At 55.7% G+C, this 19,245-nt stretch carries 14 protein-coding genes; 8 read left to right on the forward strand and 6 right to left on the reverse strand.

Translation table 11 applies throughout. The features are described 5' to 3' along the window. Positions 1 to 175: 175 nt before the first annotated feature. Entirely contained in the window at positions 176 to 2,374 is a 2,199-nt protein-coding gene (priA, locus tag OMR58_RS21920) for a primosomal protein N' (RefSeq protein ID WP_264546910.1), read from the reverse strand. A 243-nt stretch (positions 2,375 to 2,617) separates the two neighbouring features. On the opposite strand from priA, the gene rpmE reads away from it, so the two are divergent. Next, a complete protein-coding gene (rpmE, locus tag OMR58_RS21925) occupies positions 2,618 to 2,830 on the forward strand; it encodes a 50S ribosomal protein L31 (protein WP_105594495.1) in 213 nt (70 codons plus the stop codon). Between the two features lie 78 nt (positions 2,831 to 2,908). Here rpmE and OMR58_RS21930 read toward each other — a convergent pair whose 3' ends face one another. After that, positions 2,909 to 3,997, reverse strand: coding sequence for a linear amide C-N hydrolase (locus OMR58_RS21930; protein WP_264546911.1), 1,089 nt, complete (start codon positions 3,995 to 3,997; stop codon positions 2,909 to 2,911). A gap of 109 nt (positions 3,998 to 4,106) precedes the next feature. On the opposite strand from OMR58_RS21930, the gene OMR58_RS21935 reads away from it, so the two are divergent. Then, positions 4,107 to 4,985, forward strand: a complete 879-nt coding sequence (locus tag OMR58_RS21935; RefSeq protein WP_105594497.1) for a LysR family transcriptional regulator — start codon at positions 4,107 to 4,109, stop codon at positions 4,983 to 4,985. Here OMR58_RS21935 and metJ read toward each other — a convergent pair. Further along, positions 4,982 to 5,299, reverse strand: a complete 318-nt coding sequence (gene metJ, locus OMR58_RS21940) for a met regulon transcriptional regulator MetJ (RefSeq protein WP_013200201.1) — start codon at positions 5,297 to 5,299, stop codon at positions 4,982 to 4,984. The two genes, OMR58_RS21935 and metJ, sit on opposite strands and share 4 nt — an antisense overlap. Positions 5,300 to 5,547: 248 nt before the next feature. On the opposite strand from metJ, the gene metB reads away from it, so the two are divergent. The 3 genes from metB to metF all read left to right on the forward strand — a co-directional run bounded on the left by metB (position 5,548) and on the right by metF (position 10,471). Continuing rightward, complete coding sequence (metB, locus tag OMR58_RS21945; RefSeq protein ID WP_105594499.1) at positions 5,548 to 6,708, forward strand: cystathionine gamma-synthase; 1,161 nt, start codon at positions 5,548 to 5,550, stop codon at positions 6,706 to 6,708. 2 nt (positions 6,709 to 6,710) lie between these two features. After that, complete coding sequence (locus OMR58_RS21950) at positions 6,711 to 9,146, forward strand: bifunctional aspartate kinase/homoserine dehydrogenase II (protein ID WP_105594500.1); 2,436 nt, start codon at positions 6,711 to 6,713, stop codon at positions 9,144 to 9,146. A gap of 419 nt (positions 9,147 to 9,565) precedes the next feature. Then, entirely contained in the window at positions 9,566 to 10,471 is a 906-nt protein-coding gene (gene metF, locus OMR58_RS21955) for a methylenetetrahydrofolate reductase (RefSeq protein WP_105594501.1), read from the forward strand. A gap of 103 nt (positions 10,472 to 10,574) precedes the next feature. Here the strand turns inward: metF and ppc are convergent, their stop codons facing one another. Then, positions 10,575 to 13,226, reverse strand: a complete 2,652-nt coding sequence (ppc, locus tag OMR58_RS21960; protein ID WP_264546912.1) for a phosphoenolpyruvate carboxylase — start codon at positions 13,224 to 13,226, stop codon at positions 10,575 to 10,577. A gap of 249 nt (positions 13,227 to 13,475) precedes the next feature. Beyond that, complete coding sequence (gene argE / locus OMR58_RS21965) at positions 13,476 to 14,627, reverse strand: acetylornithine deacetylase (RefSeq protein ID WP_105594503.1); 1,152 nt, start codon at positions 14,625 to 14,627, stop codon at positions 13,476 to 13,478. 177 nt (positions 14,628 to 14,804) lie between these two features. Between argE and argB the strand changes: the two genes are divergently transcribed. From argB to argH, 3 genes are all read left to right on the forward strand, one after another. After that, positions 14,805 to 15,581, forward strand: a complete 777-nt coding sequence (argB, locus tag OMR58_RS21970; protein ID WP_105594504.1) for an acetylglutamate kinase — start codon at positions 14,805 to 14,807, stop codon at positions 15,579 to 15,581. Between the two features lie 25 nt (positions 15,582 to 15,606). Then, positions 15,607 to 16,821, forward strand: coding sequence for an argininosuccinate synthase (locus OMR58_RS21975; protein ID WP_105594505.1), 1,215 nt, complete (start codon positions 15,607 to 15,609; stop codon positions 16,819 to 16,821). A gap of 97 nt (positions 16,822 to 16,918) precedes the next feature. Beyond that, positions 16,919 to 18,292: an argininosuccinate lyase gene (gene argH, locus OMR58_RS21980; protein WP_264546913.1), complete on the forward strand. Its 1,374-nt coding sequence runs from the start codon at positions 16,919 to 16,921 to the stop codon at positions 18,290 to 18,292. A gap of 148 nt (positions 18,293 to 18,440) precedes the next feature. On the opposite strand, the gene OMR58_RS21985 is transcribed toward argH, so the two are convergent. Then, complete coding sequence (locus OMR58_RS21985) at positions 18,441 to 19,172, reverse strand: redoxin family protein (RefSeq protein ID WP_200563846.1); 732 nt, start codon at positions 19,170 to 19,172, stop codon at positions 18,441 to 18,443. Between the last annotated feature and the right edge of the window lie 73 nt (positions 19,173 to 19,245).

Below are 19,245 nucleotides of genomic sequence, written 5' to 3' on the forward strand. Positions count from 1 at the left end.
CAGTGGCGGGCCGCGTATCCCTTTGCTGACCATTGCGCATTTTTACAGATGCAGCGAACTGCTGTTACTTAATTTGCATAAAAAATGTGACTTGTGCGACTTTTTTCGATCTACGCCGCAACTTTGCCATGCAAACGTTTCCGTCTTCCGCTTCTGTGCGACCAGTGCCGGTGAATTAGCCCTCCGCGGGATCGATATCCAATGACCATTTCACTTTGCGCGACTGGGGGAGTGTACCGATAAGCGGCAGACTGGATTTAATCAGCCGCTGCAGAACGGAGCGGGAAGGGTGTTGCAGCAACAACTGCCAGCGGTATCGACCGCTTCGCTTGGCCTGCAGAGCTGGCACCGGCCCCATCATCCAGAATCCGTCATCATTCAGCGGGCTGGCTTCCAGCAGGTTGCGCAGCTGCTGAAGGAACAGAGAAGCCTGTTGATTATCGTGATCCTCCGCGCGGAACAGCGCGTGGCTGGTAAAAGGCGGCAGAAATACGCTTTTGCGCTCGCTGAGCGCCTGTTTAGCAAAGGCATCGTAGCCCTGCTTCAGCAGCGTTTGCAGTAAAGGGTGGTCCGGGTGATGGGTCTGCAACAGCACTTCCCCCTGTTTGCCCGCCCGTCCTGCTCGCCCTGCTACCTGAGTGTAGAGTTGGGCAAAGCGCTCGGCGGAGCGGAAATCCGCAGAGAACAGCGCGCCGTCAACGTCGAGCAGGGAGACCAGCGTGACGTCAGGAAAGTGATGCCCTTTCGCCAGCATCTGCGTGCCAACGAGAATACGCGCCCCGCCACGATGTACTTCTGCCAGCTGCTGCTCCAGCGCGCCCTTACGGCTGGTGGTATCCCTGTCGATACGCGACAGCGGCACGTCGGGGAACAGTGTGCTGAGGTTATGTTCCAGCTGTTCCGTACCCAGCCCGACGGGTACCAGATGCGTCGATCCACACTGGGGACACTGATGCGGTATCGGGCGCTGACTATCGCAGTGGTGGCAGCGCAGCTGGCGCTGATTCTGATGCAGCGTGTAGTAGCGGTCGCAGCGCTGGCATTCAGCAATCCAGCCGCACTCGTGGCACAGCAGTGCGGGGGAGAATCCCCGGCGGTTGAGGAACAGCAGAACCTGATTATCCGCCTTTAAGTGCTCGCCTATTTTTTTAATCAGCAGCGGAGATAAGCCGCCCTGGAGCTTCATGCCTTTCAGGTCGATCAGTAACTGCGTGGCGCGCGTGGCATTTCCGGCGCGTTTGCTGAGGTTGAGCAGGTGATATTTGCCCAGATGCACGTTGTGTAACGTTTCCAGTGCAGGCGTCGCGGACCCCATCACCACCGGTATATCTTCCTGTCGGGCACGCAGCACCGACAGATCGCGGGCGTGATAGCGCCAGCCCTCCTGCTGTTTGTAGGAGCCGTCGTGTTCTTCATCAATAATGATGGCGCCCAGTCGGGCAAACGGCGTAAACAGCGCCGAACGAGTACCGATAACAATCGCCGTTTCGCCGCTGCGGGCCCGCAGCCAAACCGCCAGGCGTTCGCTGTCGTTCAACCCGGAGTGCAGGACATCCACCGGGGCGTTAAAGCGTTCACGAAAACGGGCGATAGTTTGCGGTGTCAGGCCAATTTCCGGCACCAGCACCAGAGCCTGGCGGCCGTTAGCCAGAATGTTTTCCAGCACGCTGAGATAAACTTCGGTTTTCCCCGATCCGGTGATCCCGTCCAGGAGCCAGGCGGAGAAGCGATCGTCGGCACTGCGAATAGCGCCAACCGCGGTCGCCTGCTCGGTATTTAATCGCAGCCGTTCACCGCAGATGGCAAAGGTTTCGCGCCAGTCCTGCATCGCACGGGTCACTGCATGAAGTTCGCACAGTCCTTTGGCCCTCAGCGCCTGCAGCGTTGCTTCGGTGATGTCGTGCTGGCTGACCTCATGTCGGTACAGCGTTCGCTGGCGCAGAGCGGCCAGCGCCTGCTGCTGTTTGGGGGCACGCTTCAGGCTTTCCGGCGGCGTGGCGCGGCCCTGCTCTGTGATTGCCCACTGCCAGATTGGCGCCTCTTCCGCGGCTTTTCCCTGCCGCAGCAAAACCGGCATGGCATGGAACAGTACTTCCCCCAGCGGGTAATGGTAATAGTCCGCCGCCCACAGCAGGATATGCCATAAAGAAGGCGAGAACAGAGGGGTACTGTCCAGCACCTCATGTACGCTTTTCAACTGGTCGCGAGGATAATCGCTGTGTTCGCCAATGCTGACCACGACGCCAATCGCTTTACGTTTGCCGAACGGCACGCTGACGCGGCCACCGGGAACGGCATGGCTGAGGTGGGGAGGCAACAAATAATCAAAGTTGCGCGCAAGTGGAACGGGCAGTGCGACCTGAACAACGGGCATGGCTTCATCCGGGTGAAAAACAGGGCCATTTAGTGTACACTGTGTCGTTCGCAATGTGCGGATCCGATTGCAGCGTACGGTTGATTTCTGTATAATTCGCCGCCGTTGATACGGTATTTTGTATCGCGATGCCCGTAACCTTCGAGGTTTGGGTATATCACCTGACTATTAATCTTCGTGTGGTGCCGGTGCAGGAAACATTCCTGGCGCGGGAGAGCGACACGGCCTTAACTGAGGTTTCCCATGAAAAAAGGTATTCACCCAAATTACGTTGAAATTACTGCTAAATGTTCTTGCGGTAACGAAATCAAAACTCGTTCTACTACGGGTCGCGATCTGAACCTGGACGTTTGTGGCGAATGTCACCCGTTCTACACTGGCAAGCAGCGTGATGTTGCTACCGGTGGACGTGTTGACCGCTTCAACAAGCGTTTCAGCATCCCTGGCAGCAAATAAGCAGCCAGCCAGAAACGGTCAACGTTTCGGATGCACGAACAAAAAAACCAGCTCAGGCTGGTTTTTTTGTCTCCGGAATCAGGAGGACTTCGCGTATTTCAGCACGTCACCCTGCCAGCCTTTTTGGGCATAGTTTTGCAGATGGTCAATACGTTTGACCGGCTGGCCCGCCGAGAAGTTAATCTCTCCCAGTTTTACCATCACCTCTGACGGTGCGAAGACCGATTTAAAGTGATATTCACCGTGGCTGAGATCGGCAATGGTCGTCCAGTAGGTTGACGTACCTTTATTCTCCTGTGGGAACTTCGAATATTTTGCGTACGCATCGGTGATCGATTTCACCATCGGATCGCTGGCGTCCGGGTAGTTAATCGGGAATGCCGCATTGTTGACTACCGACAGAATAAATCCCTGAGCCTGTGCTTTATTATCCGGCTGCGGGATATTTTTTACACCAATACTGGTACGTACAAAACGGTCTTCCGCGCTTTGCGTACCGGGAATGTGGTTTTCGTCGACACCCTGGTATTTTTTCAGATTTGCCAGCTGGCGATCGTATGACGGCGGATTGGTCATCACACGATAGTCGCGGTTGTGGTAAATGTTGACCTTACCGTTGTCGATTTCAATGATTGCAGAGTCACCGGTGACGTCTTCCAACGCGATATGTTTCGTATCCGATGCGTAATCAATCGGCAGCTTTTTGGCGACCAGACGAACATCTTCTAAACCCTTCACCGCTTCATCAACCGTGGCGAAATTGTCCAGTAGATAGCTGAGCCATGCGCGGCTATCGAGTTCGGGCTTATCCTTGTTATCCGCCTGGACCTGCTTCCCGTTGGTGTAATATTGCGTGTGTCCCGCCAGGCCTTTCTCATTCATGCCATCCATTGGAAAAACACCGTCAGCGTAAATGACTACACTGCCGTAGCGTGTTTTCCACTGTTTCGCTCCTGGGCCGTCACTGCCTGTGTGCTCAATTCCTCGTGGAGTAATCACCAGGGAAGGATCGACCGGGCCGAAGAAATCAAGATTACGTGCGCTGACCATATAGCCCGGATAGGTATTTAAAAATGCGCGGGTGCAGGCGCTGGCGCTGCCTATGGTCGCGATGGCCAGGGATGCACCCATTGCTACAGCCACCAGGCTGGATAATGTTTTATTCATCTTATTTCTCCTTTTGCTCACTGATGGCCAGCATAGCCAGCACGTTTAAAAGGAAAGAGTCGACAACTGAGGGATTTTCCCCCTTCGGTATTTTTTAAGCAGGGAGCTTATGGCAATCAATTTTTCACTGGCGCAAATCGAAGCATTTGCCTGCGTGGTGGAGTCCGGCAGCATTACGCACGCCGCTAAGCGGATGAACAAAGATCGTACTACCGTCAGCGAGCTGCTGGACTATCTGGAACTGGATCTGGGCTATGCACTGTTCGATCGGCACTGTCGGCCGTTTGCGCTGACCGAGCGCGGCGGCCTGCTTTATCGCCGGGCAAGGCTGTTTTTACACGAAGCGCAGGCATTCAGCTATCTGGCGATGCAGCAGCAAAAGCAAGCACCCCAAACACTGACTCTCAGCTATGACATTTTCACGCCGCGTACGCTGCTGGCCACGCTGGCAGAGGAATGCCGTCGGCAGGGGGTGCAACTTAATCTCTGTTATCAGGACCGCCAGGAGGCCGAGCAGGCGCTGCAAAAAGGCGAAAGTGATATTGGCATCTATCAGGCGGTCAACAAATCCGTCAGTGAGCGCTTTAAGTGGCGGGCGGTGGGCAGTATCGAAATGGGGGTATATGCCAGCCCCTCGCTATTCACGCATCGGCCCGTCAGCCAGCTGTCGCTGACGGCCTGCAATCAGCTGATCCCGAATAAGGGTCTGGAAGACCATCTGGCGCGTCGCTTACAGATCGCCGATCGCGTGCAGTTTGTGAATGATGCGATGCTGCTGGAATCCCTGCTGGGCAATGGCGCAGGCTGGGCCTTTCTGCCGGTACATTTACTGGAAGGCAGGAAAAGTCATATTGAGCGGATTGAAACCGAAATGGGTAACAGCGGGATAGTGCATACGATGGTAGCCATCTGGCAGCCGGGGCAGGCCGGGCACCCGATTTTAAATCAGGTGCTCGACCGAATAACCGAGCTGTTTGCGGCGGGTTAATACTCCCAGGTGTCAGGATCGACGCCCATTTCCCGCATAATCGCTTTTGCTTCTTCAGGGATCTCGTCGCTGCGCTCTTTACGCAGATCCACATCATCAGGCAGAGGCTGACCGGTGAAGGCATGCAGGAATGCCTCACACAGCAGTTCGCTGTTGGTGGCATGACGCAGGTTGTTGACCTGGCGACGGGTGCGTTCGTCGGTCAAAATTTTAAGTACTTTCAACGGAATAGATACCGTGATTTTCTTAACCTGTTCGCTCTTCTTACCGTGTTCAGCGTAAGGGCTGATATATTCGCCGTTCCATTCAGCCATGGGTTACCTTAGTCATTATCAAAATTTAGATGAGAAATGCCGAAATTCGGCCAATTATGCCCGAAGTTGGTGTGTATCACACTGCGATAACACAACTTTCTGTAGGGGATATCGGCATAATTTTAGCGGTTATTGGCCCATTGCTCAATCTATACGCAAAGACATTTAGATGTCCAGATGTATTGACGTCTATAGCTGCCCTGTTTACTCTATAGCCCTTCTCTCTTTTCAGCAGGAATTTATGCACCATGACGCGTAAACAGGCAACCATCGCAGTGCGCAGCGGATTGAATGATGACGAGCAATATGGCTGCGTTGTCCCACCGATTCACCTTTCCAGCACCTATAACTTTCTCGATTTCAACCAACCGCGCGCGCACGACTATTCGCGCCGTGGGAATCCGACCCGTGATGTAGTGCAGCGTGCGCTGGCAGAACTGGAAGGCGGCGTGGGTGCGGTACTGACCAATACTGGCATGGCGGCGGTACATCTGGTGTGTACCGTATTCCTGAAGCCGGGCGACCTGCTGGTGGCTCCACACGACTGTTACGGCGGCAGCTATCGCCTGTTTGACAGCCTGAGCAAACGCGGTGCCTATCGCGTTAAGTTTGTCGATCAGGGTGATGAAGCTGCGCTTCAGGCTGCGCTGGCTGAGAAGCCGAAGCTGGTGCTGATTGAAAGCCCGAGCAACCCGCTGCTGCGCGTGGTGGATATTGCTGCGATCTGTCAGGCGGCGAAAGAAGCCGGTGCGATCAGCGTGGTGGATAACACGTTCCTCAGCCCTGCGCTGCAGAATCCGCTGGCGTTGGGCGCAGACCTGGTGCTCCATTCCTGTACTAAATACCTTAACGGCCACTCTGATGTGGTTGCCGGCGCGGTGATTTCAAAAGATCCGCAGCATGCGACCGATCTTGCGTGGTGGGCGAATAATATTGGCGTGACCGGCGCGGCATTTGACAGCTACCTGCTGCTGCGCGGTCTGCGCACGCTTAATCCACGTATCGCGGCGGCACAGCGTAATGCACTGGCGATTGTTGAGTATCTGAAACAACAACCGCTGGTGAAAAAGTTGTATCATCCTTCTCTGCCGGAAAACGCAGGACATCAGTTCGCGGTGAAGCAGCAGAAAGGCTTTGGCGCGATGTTAAGCTTTGAGTTTGATGGCGATGAAGCAACGCTGCGCCGTTTCCTCAAGGCGCTGGAGCTGTTTACCCTGGCGGAGTCGCTGGGTGGCGTGGAAAGCCTGATTTCGCATACTGCAACGATGACGCATGCCGGAATGTCGGCAGAAGCTCGTGCCGCGGCAGGAATTTCCGAGACGCTGCTGCGTATTTCGGTAGGAATTGAGGATCACGAAGATTTAATCGCCGATCTGGATAATGCATTCCAGATTGCGGCCAAGAGGTAAGCATGAGTCATTCAGCAGTGGCAGAGGTGGGCAGTTCACGGCAGTTGCACAAATTTGGTGGCAGTAGCCTGGCGGATGCCAAATGCTATCAGCGCGTTGCCGGTATCATGGCGGAGTACAGCCAGCCGGGCGACCTGATGGTCGTTTCTGCGGCAGGAAGCACCACTAACCAGTTGATCAGCTGGCTCAAACTGAGTCAGAGCGATCGGCTGTCTGCGCATCAGGTACAGCAGGCTCTGCGTCGTTATCAGAGCGAGCTGATTAGCAGCCTGTTACCGCCGGAAACCGCTGACCCGCTCATTGCTGAATTTATTCACGATCTGGAAAAACTGGCCGCGCTGCTCGACGGCGTCATCAATGATGTCGTTTATGCAGAGGTGGTCGGGCACGGTGAAATCTGGTCAGCACGGCTGATGTCGGCCGTGCTGAGACAGCGCGATATTGATGCCAGCTGGCTGGATGCGCGCGATTTTCTGCGTGCCGAGCGCGCTGCACAGCCGCAGGTAGATGAAGGCAAATCATTGCTGCTGCTTCAGCAACTTATCGCTCAGCATCCCTCGCAGCGTCTCGTCGTCACGGGTTTTATCTGCGCCAACGATGCCGGTGAAACGGTGCTGCTGGGGCGCAACGGCAGTGACTATTCTGCAACCCAGATTGGTTCACTGGCCGGCGTGTCACGCGTAACGATCTGGAGCGATGTGGCCGGTGTTTACAGTGCTGACCCGCGGAAAGTGAAGGATGCCTGCCTGCTGCCGCTGCTGCGTCTGGACGAAGCCAGCGAACTGGCACGTCTCGCCGCACCGGTGTTGCACACGCGTACACTGCAGCCGGTATCCAATAGCGATATCGATCTGCAACTGCGCTGTAGCTATCAGCCTGAACAGGGCTCAACCCGTATTGAACGCGTTCTGGCCTCCGGGACCGGGGCGCGCATTGTGACCAGCCATGATGATGTTTGTCTGATTGAGTTCCATGTGCCTGCGCATCATGACTTTGCGAAGGTACATAAGGAAATCGACCATCTGCTCAAACGCGCCCAGGTTCGTCCGCTGGCGACGGGAGCTCACCCCGATCGCAATCTGCTTCAGCTGTGCTACACGTCAGAGGTCGTCAACAGTGCACTGACGCTGTTGGAAGATGCGGCTCTGCCCGGACGCTTACAGCTGCGGGAAGGGATGGCGCTAGTGGCGATGGTGGGGGCGGGCGTGTGCCGCAATCCGCTGCACAGCCACCGCTTCTGGCAGCAGATGAAAGATCAGCCGGTCGAGTTTATCTGGCAGTCGGAAGAGGGTATCAGCCTGGTGGCGGTACTGCGCGTTGGTCCGACCGAGCATTTGATTCGCGGCCTGCATCAGACCCTGTTCCGTGCGGAGAAGCGCATCGGGCTGGTGCTGTTTGGTAAAGGTAATATCGGTTCGCGCTGGCTGGAACTGTTCGCTCGCGAGCAGGAAACACTTTCCGCGCGCACCGGTTTTGAATTTATTTTAGCGGGCGTGGTGGACAGCCGCCGCAGTCTGCTGAGCTACGACGGGCTGGAAGCCAGTCGGGCACTGGCTTTCTTTGAAGAGGAAGCGGTGGAGCAGGATCAGGAGTCGCTGTTTCTGTGGATGCGGGCTCACCCGTTTGATGACCTGGTGGTGCTGGACGTTACTGCCAGTGAATCGCTGGCCGCTCAGTATCTGGATTTCGCCAGCTACGGTTTCCATGTGATTGGTGCAAACAAGGTGGCTGGCGCATCCAGCAGCGACGCGTATCGTCAAATTCGCGATGCTTTTGCGAAAACCGGCCGTCAGTGGCTTTACAACGCCACCGTGGGGGCCGGACTGCCGGTGAATCATACGGTGCGTGACCTGCGTGAAAGCGGTGACAGTATTCTGGCGATCAGTGGCATTTTCTCCGGCACGCTTTCCTGGCTGTTCCTGCAGTTTGACGGCACGGTGCCGTTTACCGAGCTGGTGGACCAGGCATGGCAGCAGGGGCTGACCGAGCCAGATCCGCGTGTCGATCTGTCCGGCCAGGATGTGATGCGTAAGCTGGTGATCCTGGCGCGTGAAGCCGGTTATGACATCGAACCGGATCAGGTTCGCGTAGAGTCGCTGGTTCCGGCGGGCTGCCAGGCTGGCTCGGTGGATCATTTCTTCGAAAACGGCGATGCGCTCAACGAGCAAATGCTGCAGCGCTACGAGGCGGCTCAGGAGATGGGACTGGTGCTGCGCTACGTGGCACGCTTTGATGCCAACGGTAAGGCCCGCGTTGGCGTGGAGGCCGTCCGCGCCGATCATCCGCTCGCCGCGCTGCTGCCGTGCGATAACGTCTTTGCGATTGAAAGCCGCTGGTATCGCGACAACCCGTTGGTGATCCGTGGCCCTGGTGCCGGTCGCGATGTGACCGCCGGAGCCATTCAGTCGGATCTTAACCGGCTGGCGCAGCTGCTGTAGTGTTAACAGCGTGCTGGTGGCCGAATATCATCAGCACGCTCTGTTGAATGAAAGAACTCAAGCAGGCATGGATGCCTGCAAAGCTGGGTAAAATTGGAAGTATGCCTTCGGCGGCCGTATGCATCAGGGTTCGTCAGGCAATGTATCCATAGATCCCATTCATCCACTCTTCACCCTTCATCCAGCAGTATCGCTCAAAAGGGTGATATCCCCTGTTATCCCGTCGAACTGAGCCGCTAAATATCACTTCCGTTCGCATCATGAATTTCCCTCATCTTCGTTGAGGATTTGTCACGGCATGTCATCATTTAACTGTTGACTGAATGTACAATTTCCGTCATTTTGAATGTCTGGACGTCTAAATGGATAGACGTTTAACGGCAGCGATAGAATCAATAGCGATCGATGAGGTAACGGGTATGAGTTTTTTCCATGCAAATCAGCGCGAAGCACTAAATCAGAGTCTTGCCGAGATAAACGGACAGATTAATGTCTCTTTTGAGTTCTTCCCGCCGCGCACCGCTGAAATGGAAAATACCCTCTGGAGCTCTATCGATCGTCTGAGCAGCCTGAAGCCGAAGTTTGTCTCCGTCACCTACGGAGCCAACTCCGGCGAGCGCGACCGCACCCACAGCATCATTAAAGGCATTAAAGATCGCACCGGTCTGGAAGCCGCACCGCATCTGACCTGTGTCGATGCCACTCGTGAAGAACTGCGTACCATTGCGCAGGACTACTGGAATAACGGCATCCGCCATATCGTTGCTCTGCGCGGCGATCTGCCTCCGGGCAGCGGCAAGCCTGAAATGTACGGGGCAGACCTGGTAGCGCTGCTGAAAGAGGTGGGTGATTTTGATATTTCCGTTGCGGCCTACCCGGAAGTGCATCCTGAAGCGAAAAGCGCTCAGGCTGACCTGATTAACCTGAAGCGTAAAATCGATGCCGGTGCGAATCGGGCGATTACCCAGTTCTTCTTCGATGTGGAAAGTTACCTGCGCTTCCGTGACCGCTGCGTGTCCACCGGGATTGATGTTGAGATTGTGCCGGGTATTCTGCCGGTATCCAACTTCAAACAGCTGCAGCGCTTTGCCACTATGACCAACGTGCGCGTGCCGGGCTGGATGACCAGCATGTTTGCAGGGCTGGATGATGATGCTGAAACGCGCAAAATGGTGGGTGCCAATATTGCGATGGATATGGTGAAAATCCTGAGCCGTGAAGGGGTGAAAGACTTCCATTTCTATACGCTGAACCGCGCGGAGATGAGCTACGCCATCTGCCATACGCTGGGCGTTCGCCCTGGCGTGAATGCCAACGTGGGCTGATATGCTGTAAACCGGGTTATAGCATGCAAAAAAACAGGACGCTGAGCGTCCTGTTTTTACATCGGCGATGCGTTAAACCGGGCGGGGTCTCCGCCCTTGCAACCTAGCCGGTGTTACGCATACCTGCTGCCACGCCGGCGATAGTCACCATCAGGGCCTGTTCAACGTGCGCATCCACTTCGCCGCCGTTGGCTTCCTGCTGGCGCGAGCGGTGCAGTAGTTCTGCCTGCAGCACGTTCAGCGGGTCAGTATAGACGTTACGCAACGCGATAGATTCGGCAATCCACGGCTGGTCGGCCATCAGATGCGAGTCGTTGGCGATGGTCAGTACCGCTTTGATATCGGAATCCAGCTGGTCACGCAGCTGTTTGCCCAACGGCCACAGAGACTCATCCACCAGACGCTGATCGTAGTATTCCGCCAGCCACAGGTCCGCTTTGGAGAACACCATCTCCAGCATGCCCAGGCGGGTTGAGAAGAACGGCCAGTCGCGGCACATGGTTTCCAACTGTTCCTGATGGCCTTCTTCCATTGCCTTTTGCAGACCGGCACCGGCACCCAGCCAGGCTGGCAGCATCAGGCGGTTCTGCGTCCAGGCAAAGATCCACGGAATGGCACGCAGTGACTCTACGCCACCGGTCGGGCGACGCTTCGCCGGGCGGGAACCCAGTGGCAGTTTACCCAGCTCCAGCTCCGGCGTGGCCGAACGGAAGTAAGGGACGAAGTCAGCATGTTCGCGCACGTAGCCGCGATACATTTTACAGGACACATCGGACAGCTGATCCATGATGCTGCGCCATTCGGCTTTAGGTTCCGGTGGTGGCTGCAGGTTGGCTTCCAGAATTGCACCGGTGTACAGCGACAGGCTGCTGATGGTGACTTCCGGCAGGCCAAACTTAAAGCGAATCATCTCGCCCTGTTCGGTGACGCGCAGGCCGCCTTTCAGGCTGCCCGGAGGCTGAGATAGCAGGGCAGCGTGCGCAGGGGCACCGCCACGGCCGATACTGCCGCCGCGCCCGTGGAACAGCGTCAGGGTAATTCCGGCTTTCTCACAGGTTTTGATCAGCGCATCCTGGGCCTGATACTGTGCCCAGCTTGCAGCCATCACACCCGCATCTTTCGCGGAATCCGAATAGCCAATCATCACCATCTGCTTGCCCTGAATGATGCCGCGATACCAGTCGATATTCAGCAGCTGGCTCATCACATCGTTAGCGTTATTCAGGTCGTCCAGGGTTTCAAACAGCGGGGCTACCGGCAGGGTGTAAGTAATTCCGGCTTCTTTCAGCAGCAGGTGGACGGCCAGCACGTCGGACGGCGTTTTCGCCATCGAAATAACGTAAGCGGCGATCGAGCCTTTCGGTACATCGGCAGCCACGCGGCAGGTATCCAGCACTTCTTTGGTGTCGGCGCTTGGCTCCCAGTTACGCGGTAGCAGCGGACGTTTGGAGTTCAGTTCGCGGATCAGGAAGGCCTGCTTGTCGGATTCTGACCAGCTTTCGTAGTCGCCAAGGCCCAGGTAGCGGGTGATTTCAGCGATGGCTTCGGTATGACGGGTGCTTTCCTGACGCAGATCGATACGCACCAGTGGAACGCCGAAGCATTTCACGCGGCGCATGGTGTCCAGCAGCTGGCCGTTGGCGATAATGCCCATACCACAGGCCTGTAGTGACTGGTAGCAGGTGTGCAGCGGTTCCCACAGCTGATCGTTGGAGATCAGCAGGTCTGCCGGACGCGGTAAACGCTCGCCTTTCAGACGGCGCGCCAGGTAGGATTGGGTGCTGGTCAGCTGGCTGCGAAGATTTTTCATAATCTCGCGGTACGGCTCCAACGCTTCTGGATTGCCGCACAGCTCGCGTACTTCCGGCGTACATTCGGACATCGACAGCTCGGAGATCAGCACGGCGATATCGCGCAGGAACAGGTCGGTGGCTTTCCAGCGGCTCAGCTGCAGCACGTGGCGAGTAATATCGGCGGTCACGTTCGGGTTACCGTCGCGGTCACCGCCCATCCAGGAGGTGAACTGCACCGGTACGAAATCAACCGGCAGCGTGTAGCCGAAGGATTCTTCAACCTGCTCGTTTAACTCACGCAGGAAGTTAGGCACACCTTCCCACAGACTGTTTTCGACCACCGCAAAGCCCCATTTGGCTTCATCAATCGGCGACGGGCGATATTTGCGAATTTCATCGGTGTGCCAGGCCTGCGCAACCAGCTGGCGTAGGCGGCGCATGATTTGTGCACGGTCATAGTCAGAAAGATCGTTGTGATCCAGCTGCTTAAGGCAGTTGTTCACTTCAACCAGTTTGTGGATCAGCGTACGACGGGTGATTTCCGTTGGGTGAGCGGTCAGAACTAATTCCAGCGACAGGGATTCAATCGCCTCGCGAATGTTAGCTTCGGTCAGGTCCGGCTGTTGCTTCAGGCGTTCAAAGGTTTTCGCCAGCATCTCCGGATGATTTGCCCCTTCGCCCTTTGGCGAAATGGTGTGGTACTGCTCGGCAACGTTGGTCAGATTCAGGAACTGACTGAACGCGCGTGCAACCGGCAGCAGCTCATCGTTGGACAGATTTTGCAGCGTTGATAACAGCTCTTGACGGTGGGCATCATTTCCCGCACGTGATGACTTAGAGAGCTTACGGATAGTTTCCACCCGATCGAGAATGTTCTCTCCCAGTGCATCCTTGATGGTATCCCCGAGCAGCTTGCCGAGCATACTGACATTACTTCGCATTGCGGAATATTGTTCGTTCATATGACCCCTGACACCCTCTTTCTTGTACTTGTAACTTTATTTCACCCTTGTGGGTATAACGCAGCCTTTTATCTAGCCACGTTAATAACCATTCGTCAATTGACTTAAATTTGCCGTATCGTGCCGCTAAATAACGAGAATTTATGAAATTTAATTACACCGGAGCGAGATAAGTTATTCTTATCGTCCCGAATAATCGAAATCAGAGGCAAACAGCTGTTTTTGCAGTTGATTGCCCCATTTCTCACCTTAGTGATAGCAAAAATGATGCACGACCTGGGCGATCAATTCGCGGGTCGGTTTGATAAATGCCGTATCGATAAATTCATCCGGCTGATGTGCCTGGTTAATCGAACCCGGTCCTAACACCAGCGTCGGGCAGATTTCCTGAATAAATGGCGCTTCGGTACAGTAGTTCACCACCTCGGTTTCGGTGCCGAGCAGTTTTTCCACCACCTGTACCAGCTGATGTTCGCGCGGGCACTCATAGCCCGGAATCGGCGGATGCAGCTCACCCACCGTCAGGCGGCCAGGCCAGCGTGCGCTGACCGGCGCCAGCGCCTCATTCAGCAGCCCGTCGAGATCGCTCAACGTCAGCCCCGGCAGCGGGCGGATATCCATATGCAGTTCACAGCAGGCGCAGATGCGGTTTGCCGCGTCGCCGCCGTTGATATGGCCGAAGTTCATTGTTGGGTAAGGAATGGCGAAGCCGCTGTGGTTATAGCGCGTTTTCAGCGTATTACGCAGCTCCATCAACTGAGTAATGGATTCGTGCATCAGCTCAATGGCGTTAACGCCGCGTGCCGGATCGCTGGAGTGGCCGGACTGGCCCTGGATACGGATCACGTTGGAAATGTGGCCTTTATGAGCGCGTACCGGCTTCAGCGAGGTTGGCTCGCCGATAATGGCGCAGTCAGGGCGCAGGCTGGTGGTTTCTGAGAAGAACTTGGCTCCGGCCATGGTGGTTTCTTCATCCGCCGTTGCCAGGATATACAGCGGTTTTTTCAGCGCGGACACATCAACTTCACGCAGCGTATCTAAGATGAAAGCAAAGAAGCCTTTCATGTCGGCCGTGCCCAGCCCGTACAGTTTGTTGTCGTGCTCGGTCAGGGTAAACGGGTCGCGCGTCCAGCGGCCATCGTCGAACGGCACGGTGTCCGTATGACCGGCCAGCAGCAGTCCGCCTGCACCGAGGCCACTTTTAGCTAACATATTGAATTTATTACGCGTGCCGGGAACCGGCTGAACTTCAACAGTGAAGCCAATATCGCGGAACCAGCCCGCAAGCAAATTGATTAAAGTTTCATTACTCTGATCGAGCGCGCTGTCGGTGGCGCTGATTGATGGCGTAGCAATCAGCTGGCGGTATATCTCAATAAAAGGTGGTAATTTTGTCTTCACTGTTGACAGTCCTTGAGTTAGGATAGTATCAATATTCATGCATTAATAGTGAATAAAAATACATTATCGACGTGCGGATGGAAACCGATAATTTTTCCACCATTTGGCTTGGACAGCCAAAGTGAACATAACCGCATTCTGCAACGTAGTCACATTTTTAAAGCGAGTTACTCTCTGATGACCAATCCGTTAATTATCAAACTGGGTGGTGTGCTGCTGGATAGTGAAGAGGCGCTGGAGCGTCTGTTCGATGCGCTGGTGAGCTATCGTGCTGCCCATTCGCGTCAGCTGCTGATTGTGCACGGCGGCGGCTGTCTGGTGGATGAATTGATGAGCAAGCTGTCCCTGCCGGTGAAAAAGAAAAACGGCCTGCGCGTAACGCCTGCCGACCAGATCGATATCATTACCGGTGCGCTGGCCGGTACTGCTAACAAAACTTTGCTAGCCTGGTCGAAAAAACACGGTATTGATGCCGTTGGCCTGTGTCTGGGCGACGGCGGAAGTGTTAATGTTGCTCAGTTTGATGAAGAACTTGGCCATGTGGGACAGGCTACCCCGGGTTCACCGGTGCTGATTAATACGCTGCTGGGCGCAGGTTTCCTGCCGGTTGTCAGCTCAATCGGCATCACCCAGGATGGCCTGCTGATGAACGTCAATGCCGATCAGGCTGCGACGGCGCTGGCCGCGACGCTGGGGGCCGATCTGATTCTGCTCTCCGACGTGAGCGGTATCCTCGATGCCAACAAGCAGCGAATTGAAGAGATGACGGCTGAAAAAGCCGAGCAGCTGATCGCCGACGGTGTGATTACCGATGGAATGATCGTCAAGGTGAATGCCGCACTGGATGCCGCCCGTACCCTGGGCCGCCCGGTGGACATCGCCAGCTGGCGTCATGCTGAGCAGCTGCCAACCTTATTTAACGGCGTGTCCATTGGCACCCGTATCCTCGCTTAATTAGAAACGTTTTCAAGGAATCATCATGCAAGACAAAAGCATCAAAAAAATCGTACTGGCTTACTCCGGCGGCCTGGATACTTCGGCGATTATTCCATGGCTGAAAGAGAACTACGGCGGCTGTGAAGTGGTGGCTTTCGTCGCCGATATCGGCCAGGAGCGTGGCGATCTGGAAGGCGTTGAGCAGAAAGCGCTGCAGTCCGGTGCGTCCGAGTGCCATGTGGTTGACCTGCGTGAAGAGTTCATCAGCGAATACGTTTACCCGGTGCTGCAAACCGGCGCTCTGTATGAAGGCACCTACCTGCTGGGTACCTCTATGGCGCGTCCAATCATCGCTAAAGCGCAGGTTGAGCTGGCGCTGAAAGTGGGCGCAGACGCGCTGTGCCACGGCGCAACCGGTAAAGGTAACGACCAGGTTCGTTTCGAAACCACCTACACCGCGCTGGCTCCACAGCTGAAAGTGGTTGCACCATGGCGTGAGTGGAACCTGCGTTCCCGTGAAGCGCTGCTGGACTATCTGAAAGAGCGCAACATCCCGACCACCGCGTCGCTGGAAAAAATCTACAGCCGTGATGAAAACGCATGGCACATCTCTACCGAGGGCGGCGTGCTGGAAAGCCCCTGGAACGCACCGAACAAAGATTGCTGGGTGTGGACCGTCGATCCGCTGGAAGCGCCGGATCAGCCTGAGCAGGTGACCATTTCCGTTGAGAAAGGTCGCGTAGTTGCGGTTAACGGTGAAGCGTTAACGCCATTCGGCTGCCTGGACAAACTGAATGCGATCGGTGCGCGCCACGGCGTGGGTCGTATCGATATCGTAGAAAACCGTCTGGTCGGTATTAAGTCTCGCGGCTGCTACGAAACCCCTGGCGGCACCATCATGGTTAACGCGCTGCGTGCCGTTGAGCAGCTGGTTCTGGACCGCGACAGCTTCAAATGGCGTGAGCAGCTGGGCCTGGAAATGTCCTACGTTGTTTACGATGGCCGCTGGTTCGCACCGCTGCGTAAATCTCTGCAGGCTTCAGCAGAAGCGCTGGCTGAAGAAGTGAACGGCGAGGTGGTACTGCAGCTGTACAAAGGCCAGGTTACCGCGATTCAGAAGAAATCCGCTAACAGCCTGTACTCTGAAGAGTTCGCCACCTTCGGCGAAGACGAAGTGTACGATCACCGTCACGCGGGCGGCTTTATCCGTCTGTTCTCCCTCTCTTCACGCATCCGTGCGCTGAACGAGAAAAAATAATCTGTTGCGGTGGGTGGGGTGTGCCTCGCCCCTGCATGATTTCCAGAGTGCGGCATCCGTGCCGCCTCTTGCATAAATTCTGAATGGAGTACTGAGCATGGCACTTTGGGGTGGACGGTTTACGCAGGCAGCAGATCAACGTTTCAAACTGTTTAATGACTCACTGCGCTTCGACTATCGTCTGGCAGAGCAGGACATTATCGGTTCCGTTGCCTGGTCCAAAGCGCTGGTGACGGTCAATGTATTAACCTCAGAAGAGCAGCAGCAGCTGGAGAGCGCGCTGAATGTTCTGCTGGAAGAAGTGCGCGCGAATCCGCAGCAGATTGTGGAAAGCGACGCCGAAGATATTCACAGCTGGGTGGAAGGCAAACTGATCGATAAGGTCGGCGCGCTGGGTAAAAAACTCCATACCGGCCGTAGCCGTAACGATCAGGTCGCAACCGACCTGAAGCTGTGGTGCAAACTGCAGGTCAGTGAACTGCTGGCCGCAACTCGTCAGTTCCAGCAGGCGCTGGTAGCCACCGCCGAAGCAAACCAGGACGCGGTAATGCCGGGTTATACCCACCTGCAGCGTGCGCAGCCGGTGACGTTTGCGCACTGGTGCCTGGCGTATGTTGAAATGCTGGCCCGCGATGAAAGCCGTCTGCAGGATACGCTGAAGCGCCTGGACGTCAGCCCGCTGGGCTGTGGTGCGCTGGCGGGAACCGCCTATGAGATCGATCGCGAGCAGCTGGCGGGCTGGTTAGGCTTTGCCTCCGCGACCCGTAACAGTCTGGATACTGTATCCGACCGCGACCACGTGCTGGAGCTGATGTCCGATGCCTCGATCGGCATGATTCACCTGTCGCGCTTTGCGGAAGATCTGATCTTCTTCAATACCGGCGAAGCGGGCTTCGTAGAGCTGTCCGACCGTGTGACCTCCGGCTCTTCGCTGATGCCGCAGAAGAAAAACCCGGATGCGCTGGAGCTGATCCGTGGCAAAGTGGGCCGCGTACAGGGCGCACTGACCGCCATGAGCATGACGCTGAAAGGCCTGCCGCTGGCGTATAACAAAGACATGCAGGAAGATAAAGAAGGCCTGTTTGATGCGCTGGATACCTGGTATGACTGTCTGCATATGGCCACGCTGGTACTGGACGGCATTCAGGTAAAACGTCCGCGCTGCCAGGACGCGGCAGAGCAGGGCTATGCGAACTCTACCGAGCTGGCGGATTATCTGGTTGCGAAAGGCGTACCGTTCCGCGAAGCGCACCATATCGTCGGTGAAGCGGTAGTGGAAGCGATCAATCAGGGCGTTGCGCTGGAAGCGCTGGCACTGGCTGACCTGCAGAAGTTCAGCAGCGTGATTGGCGAAGATGTCTATCCTGTGCTGTCGCTGCAATCCTGCCTGGATAAGCGTAATGCGAAAGGCGGTGTGTCTCCGCATCAGGTTTCGCTGGCCATTACTGAAGCGAAACAGCGCCTGGGCTGATACTCAACGGCGTTAAGCCACCGCGATATCGTTTAGATATGAGAAAGCCGCTGCCTGGTCAGGCCGCGGCTTTTTTAATGGCTAAGCTAACCTGTCGACATCGCCGCTCAATTAATGAAGCGTTCAGCCAGCGAAATCAGTCCGTCATTCAGGCGGCAAAAAACTTTTCTAAATCATCGCTGCCGCCGATATGGCGCCCGCCAATAAACACCTGAGGCACGGTAGCGCGGCCGGTCATGGCGCGCAGGCTTACGGTGGTGGCATCCTGGCCCAGTACAATTTCTTCATACTGGATACCGCGGTCCAGCAGCATCTGTTTCGCTTTGGTGCAGAACGGGCAGCCGGGCTTGGTGAACAGTGATACGGACTCCTGTACCTTAAACTCCGGCGCAACGTAGCGCAGCATGGTATCGGCATCGGAGACTTCAAACGGGTCACCCGGCTTGTTTGGTTCAACGAACATTTTGACCACCACGCCGTTACGCACCAGCATTGAATAGCGCCATGAGCGCGGGCCGAAGCCGAGATCGGCTTTCTCTACCAGCATCTCCATACCGCGGGTGAACTCACCGTTGCCGTCGGGAATAAAGTTGATGTGCTCGGCATGCTGATCGGCTTTCCACGCATTCATCACGAAGGTGTCGTTAACGGACACGCAGAGAATGCTGTCCACGCCGTGGCTTTTAAACACGCCGGCCAGCTCGTTGTAGCGTGGCAAATGGCTGGACGAACAGGTTGGAGTAAACGCACCCGGCAGAGAGAAGACAATCACCGTTTTGTCTTTGAACAGCTCATCAGTGGTGACATCGACCCAGCTGTCGCCCTGACGCGTGTGAAAAGTGACCTGTGGGATGGATTTACCTTCCTGACTTGCAAACATGTAAAGACCTCATCGTTTAATTTTCGGGTGTGCTATTTGTGTACGGACACATTATTGTGATCGAGGGTTGATA

This window comes from Erwinia sp. INIA01 (assembly GCF_025947915.1).
GTDB lineage: Bacteria > Pseudomonadota > Gammaproteobacteria > Enterobacterales > Enterobacteriaceae > Erwinia > Erwinia coffeiphila.

Bases quoted from the DNA above. Each gene is read 5' to 3' on its own strand.
- priA (WP_264546910.1), bottom strand. From the start codon at position 2,374: ATGCCCGTTGTTCAGGTCGCACTGCCCGTTCCACTTGCGCGCAACTTT.
- rpmE (WP_105594495.1), top strand. From the start codon at position 2,618: ATGAAAAAAGGTATTCACCCAAATTACGTTGAAATTACTGCTAAATGT.
- OMR58_RS21930 (WP_264546911.1), bottom strand. From the start codon at position 3,997: ATGAATAAAACATTATCCAGCCTGGTGGCTGTAGCAATGGGTGCATCC.
- OMR58_RS21935 (WP_105594497.1), top strand. From the start codon at position 4,107: ATGGCAATCAATTTTTCACTGGCGCAAATCGAAGCATTTGCCTGCGTG.
- metJ (WP_013200201.1), bottom strand. From the start codon at position 5,299: ATGGCTGAATGGAACGGCGAATATATCAGCCCTTACGCTGAACACGGT.
- metB (WP_105594499.1), top strand. From the start codon at position 5,548: ATGACGCGTAAACAGGCAACCATCGCAGTGCGCAGCGGATTGAATGAT.
- OMR58_RS21950 (WP_105594500.1), top strand. From the start codon at position 6,711: ATGAGTCATTCAGCAGTGGCAGAGGTGGGCAGTTCACGGCAGTTGCAC.
- metF (WP_105594501.1), top strand. From the start codon at position 9,566: ATGAGTTTTTTCCATGCAAATCAGCGCGAAGCACTAAATCAGAGTCTT.
- ppc (WP_264546912.1), bottom strand. From the start codon at position 13,226: ATGAACGAACAATATTCCGCAATGCGAAGTAATGTCAGTATGCTCGGC.
- argB (WP_105594504.1), top strand. From the start codon at position 14,805: ATGACCAATCCGTTAATTATCAAACTGGGTGGTGTGCTGCTGGATAGT.
- OMR58_RS21975 (WP_105594505.1), top strand. From the start codon at position 15,607: ATGCAAGACAAAAGCATCAAAAAAATCGTACTGGCTTACTCCGGCGGC.
- argH (WP_264546913.1), top strand. From the start codon at position 16,919: ATGGCACTTTGGGGTGGACGGTTTACGCAGGCAGCAGATCAACGTTTC.
- OMR58_RS21985 (WP_200563846.1), bottom strand. From the start codon at position 19,172: ATGTTTGCAAGTCAGGAAGGTAAATCCATCCCACAGGTCACTTTTCAC.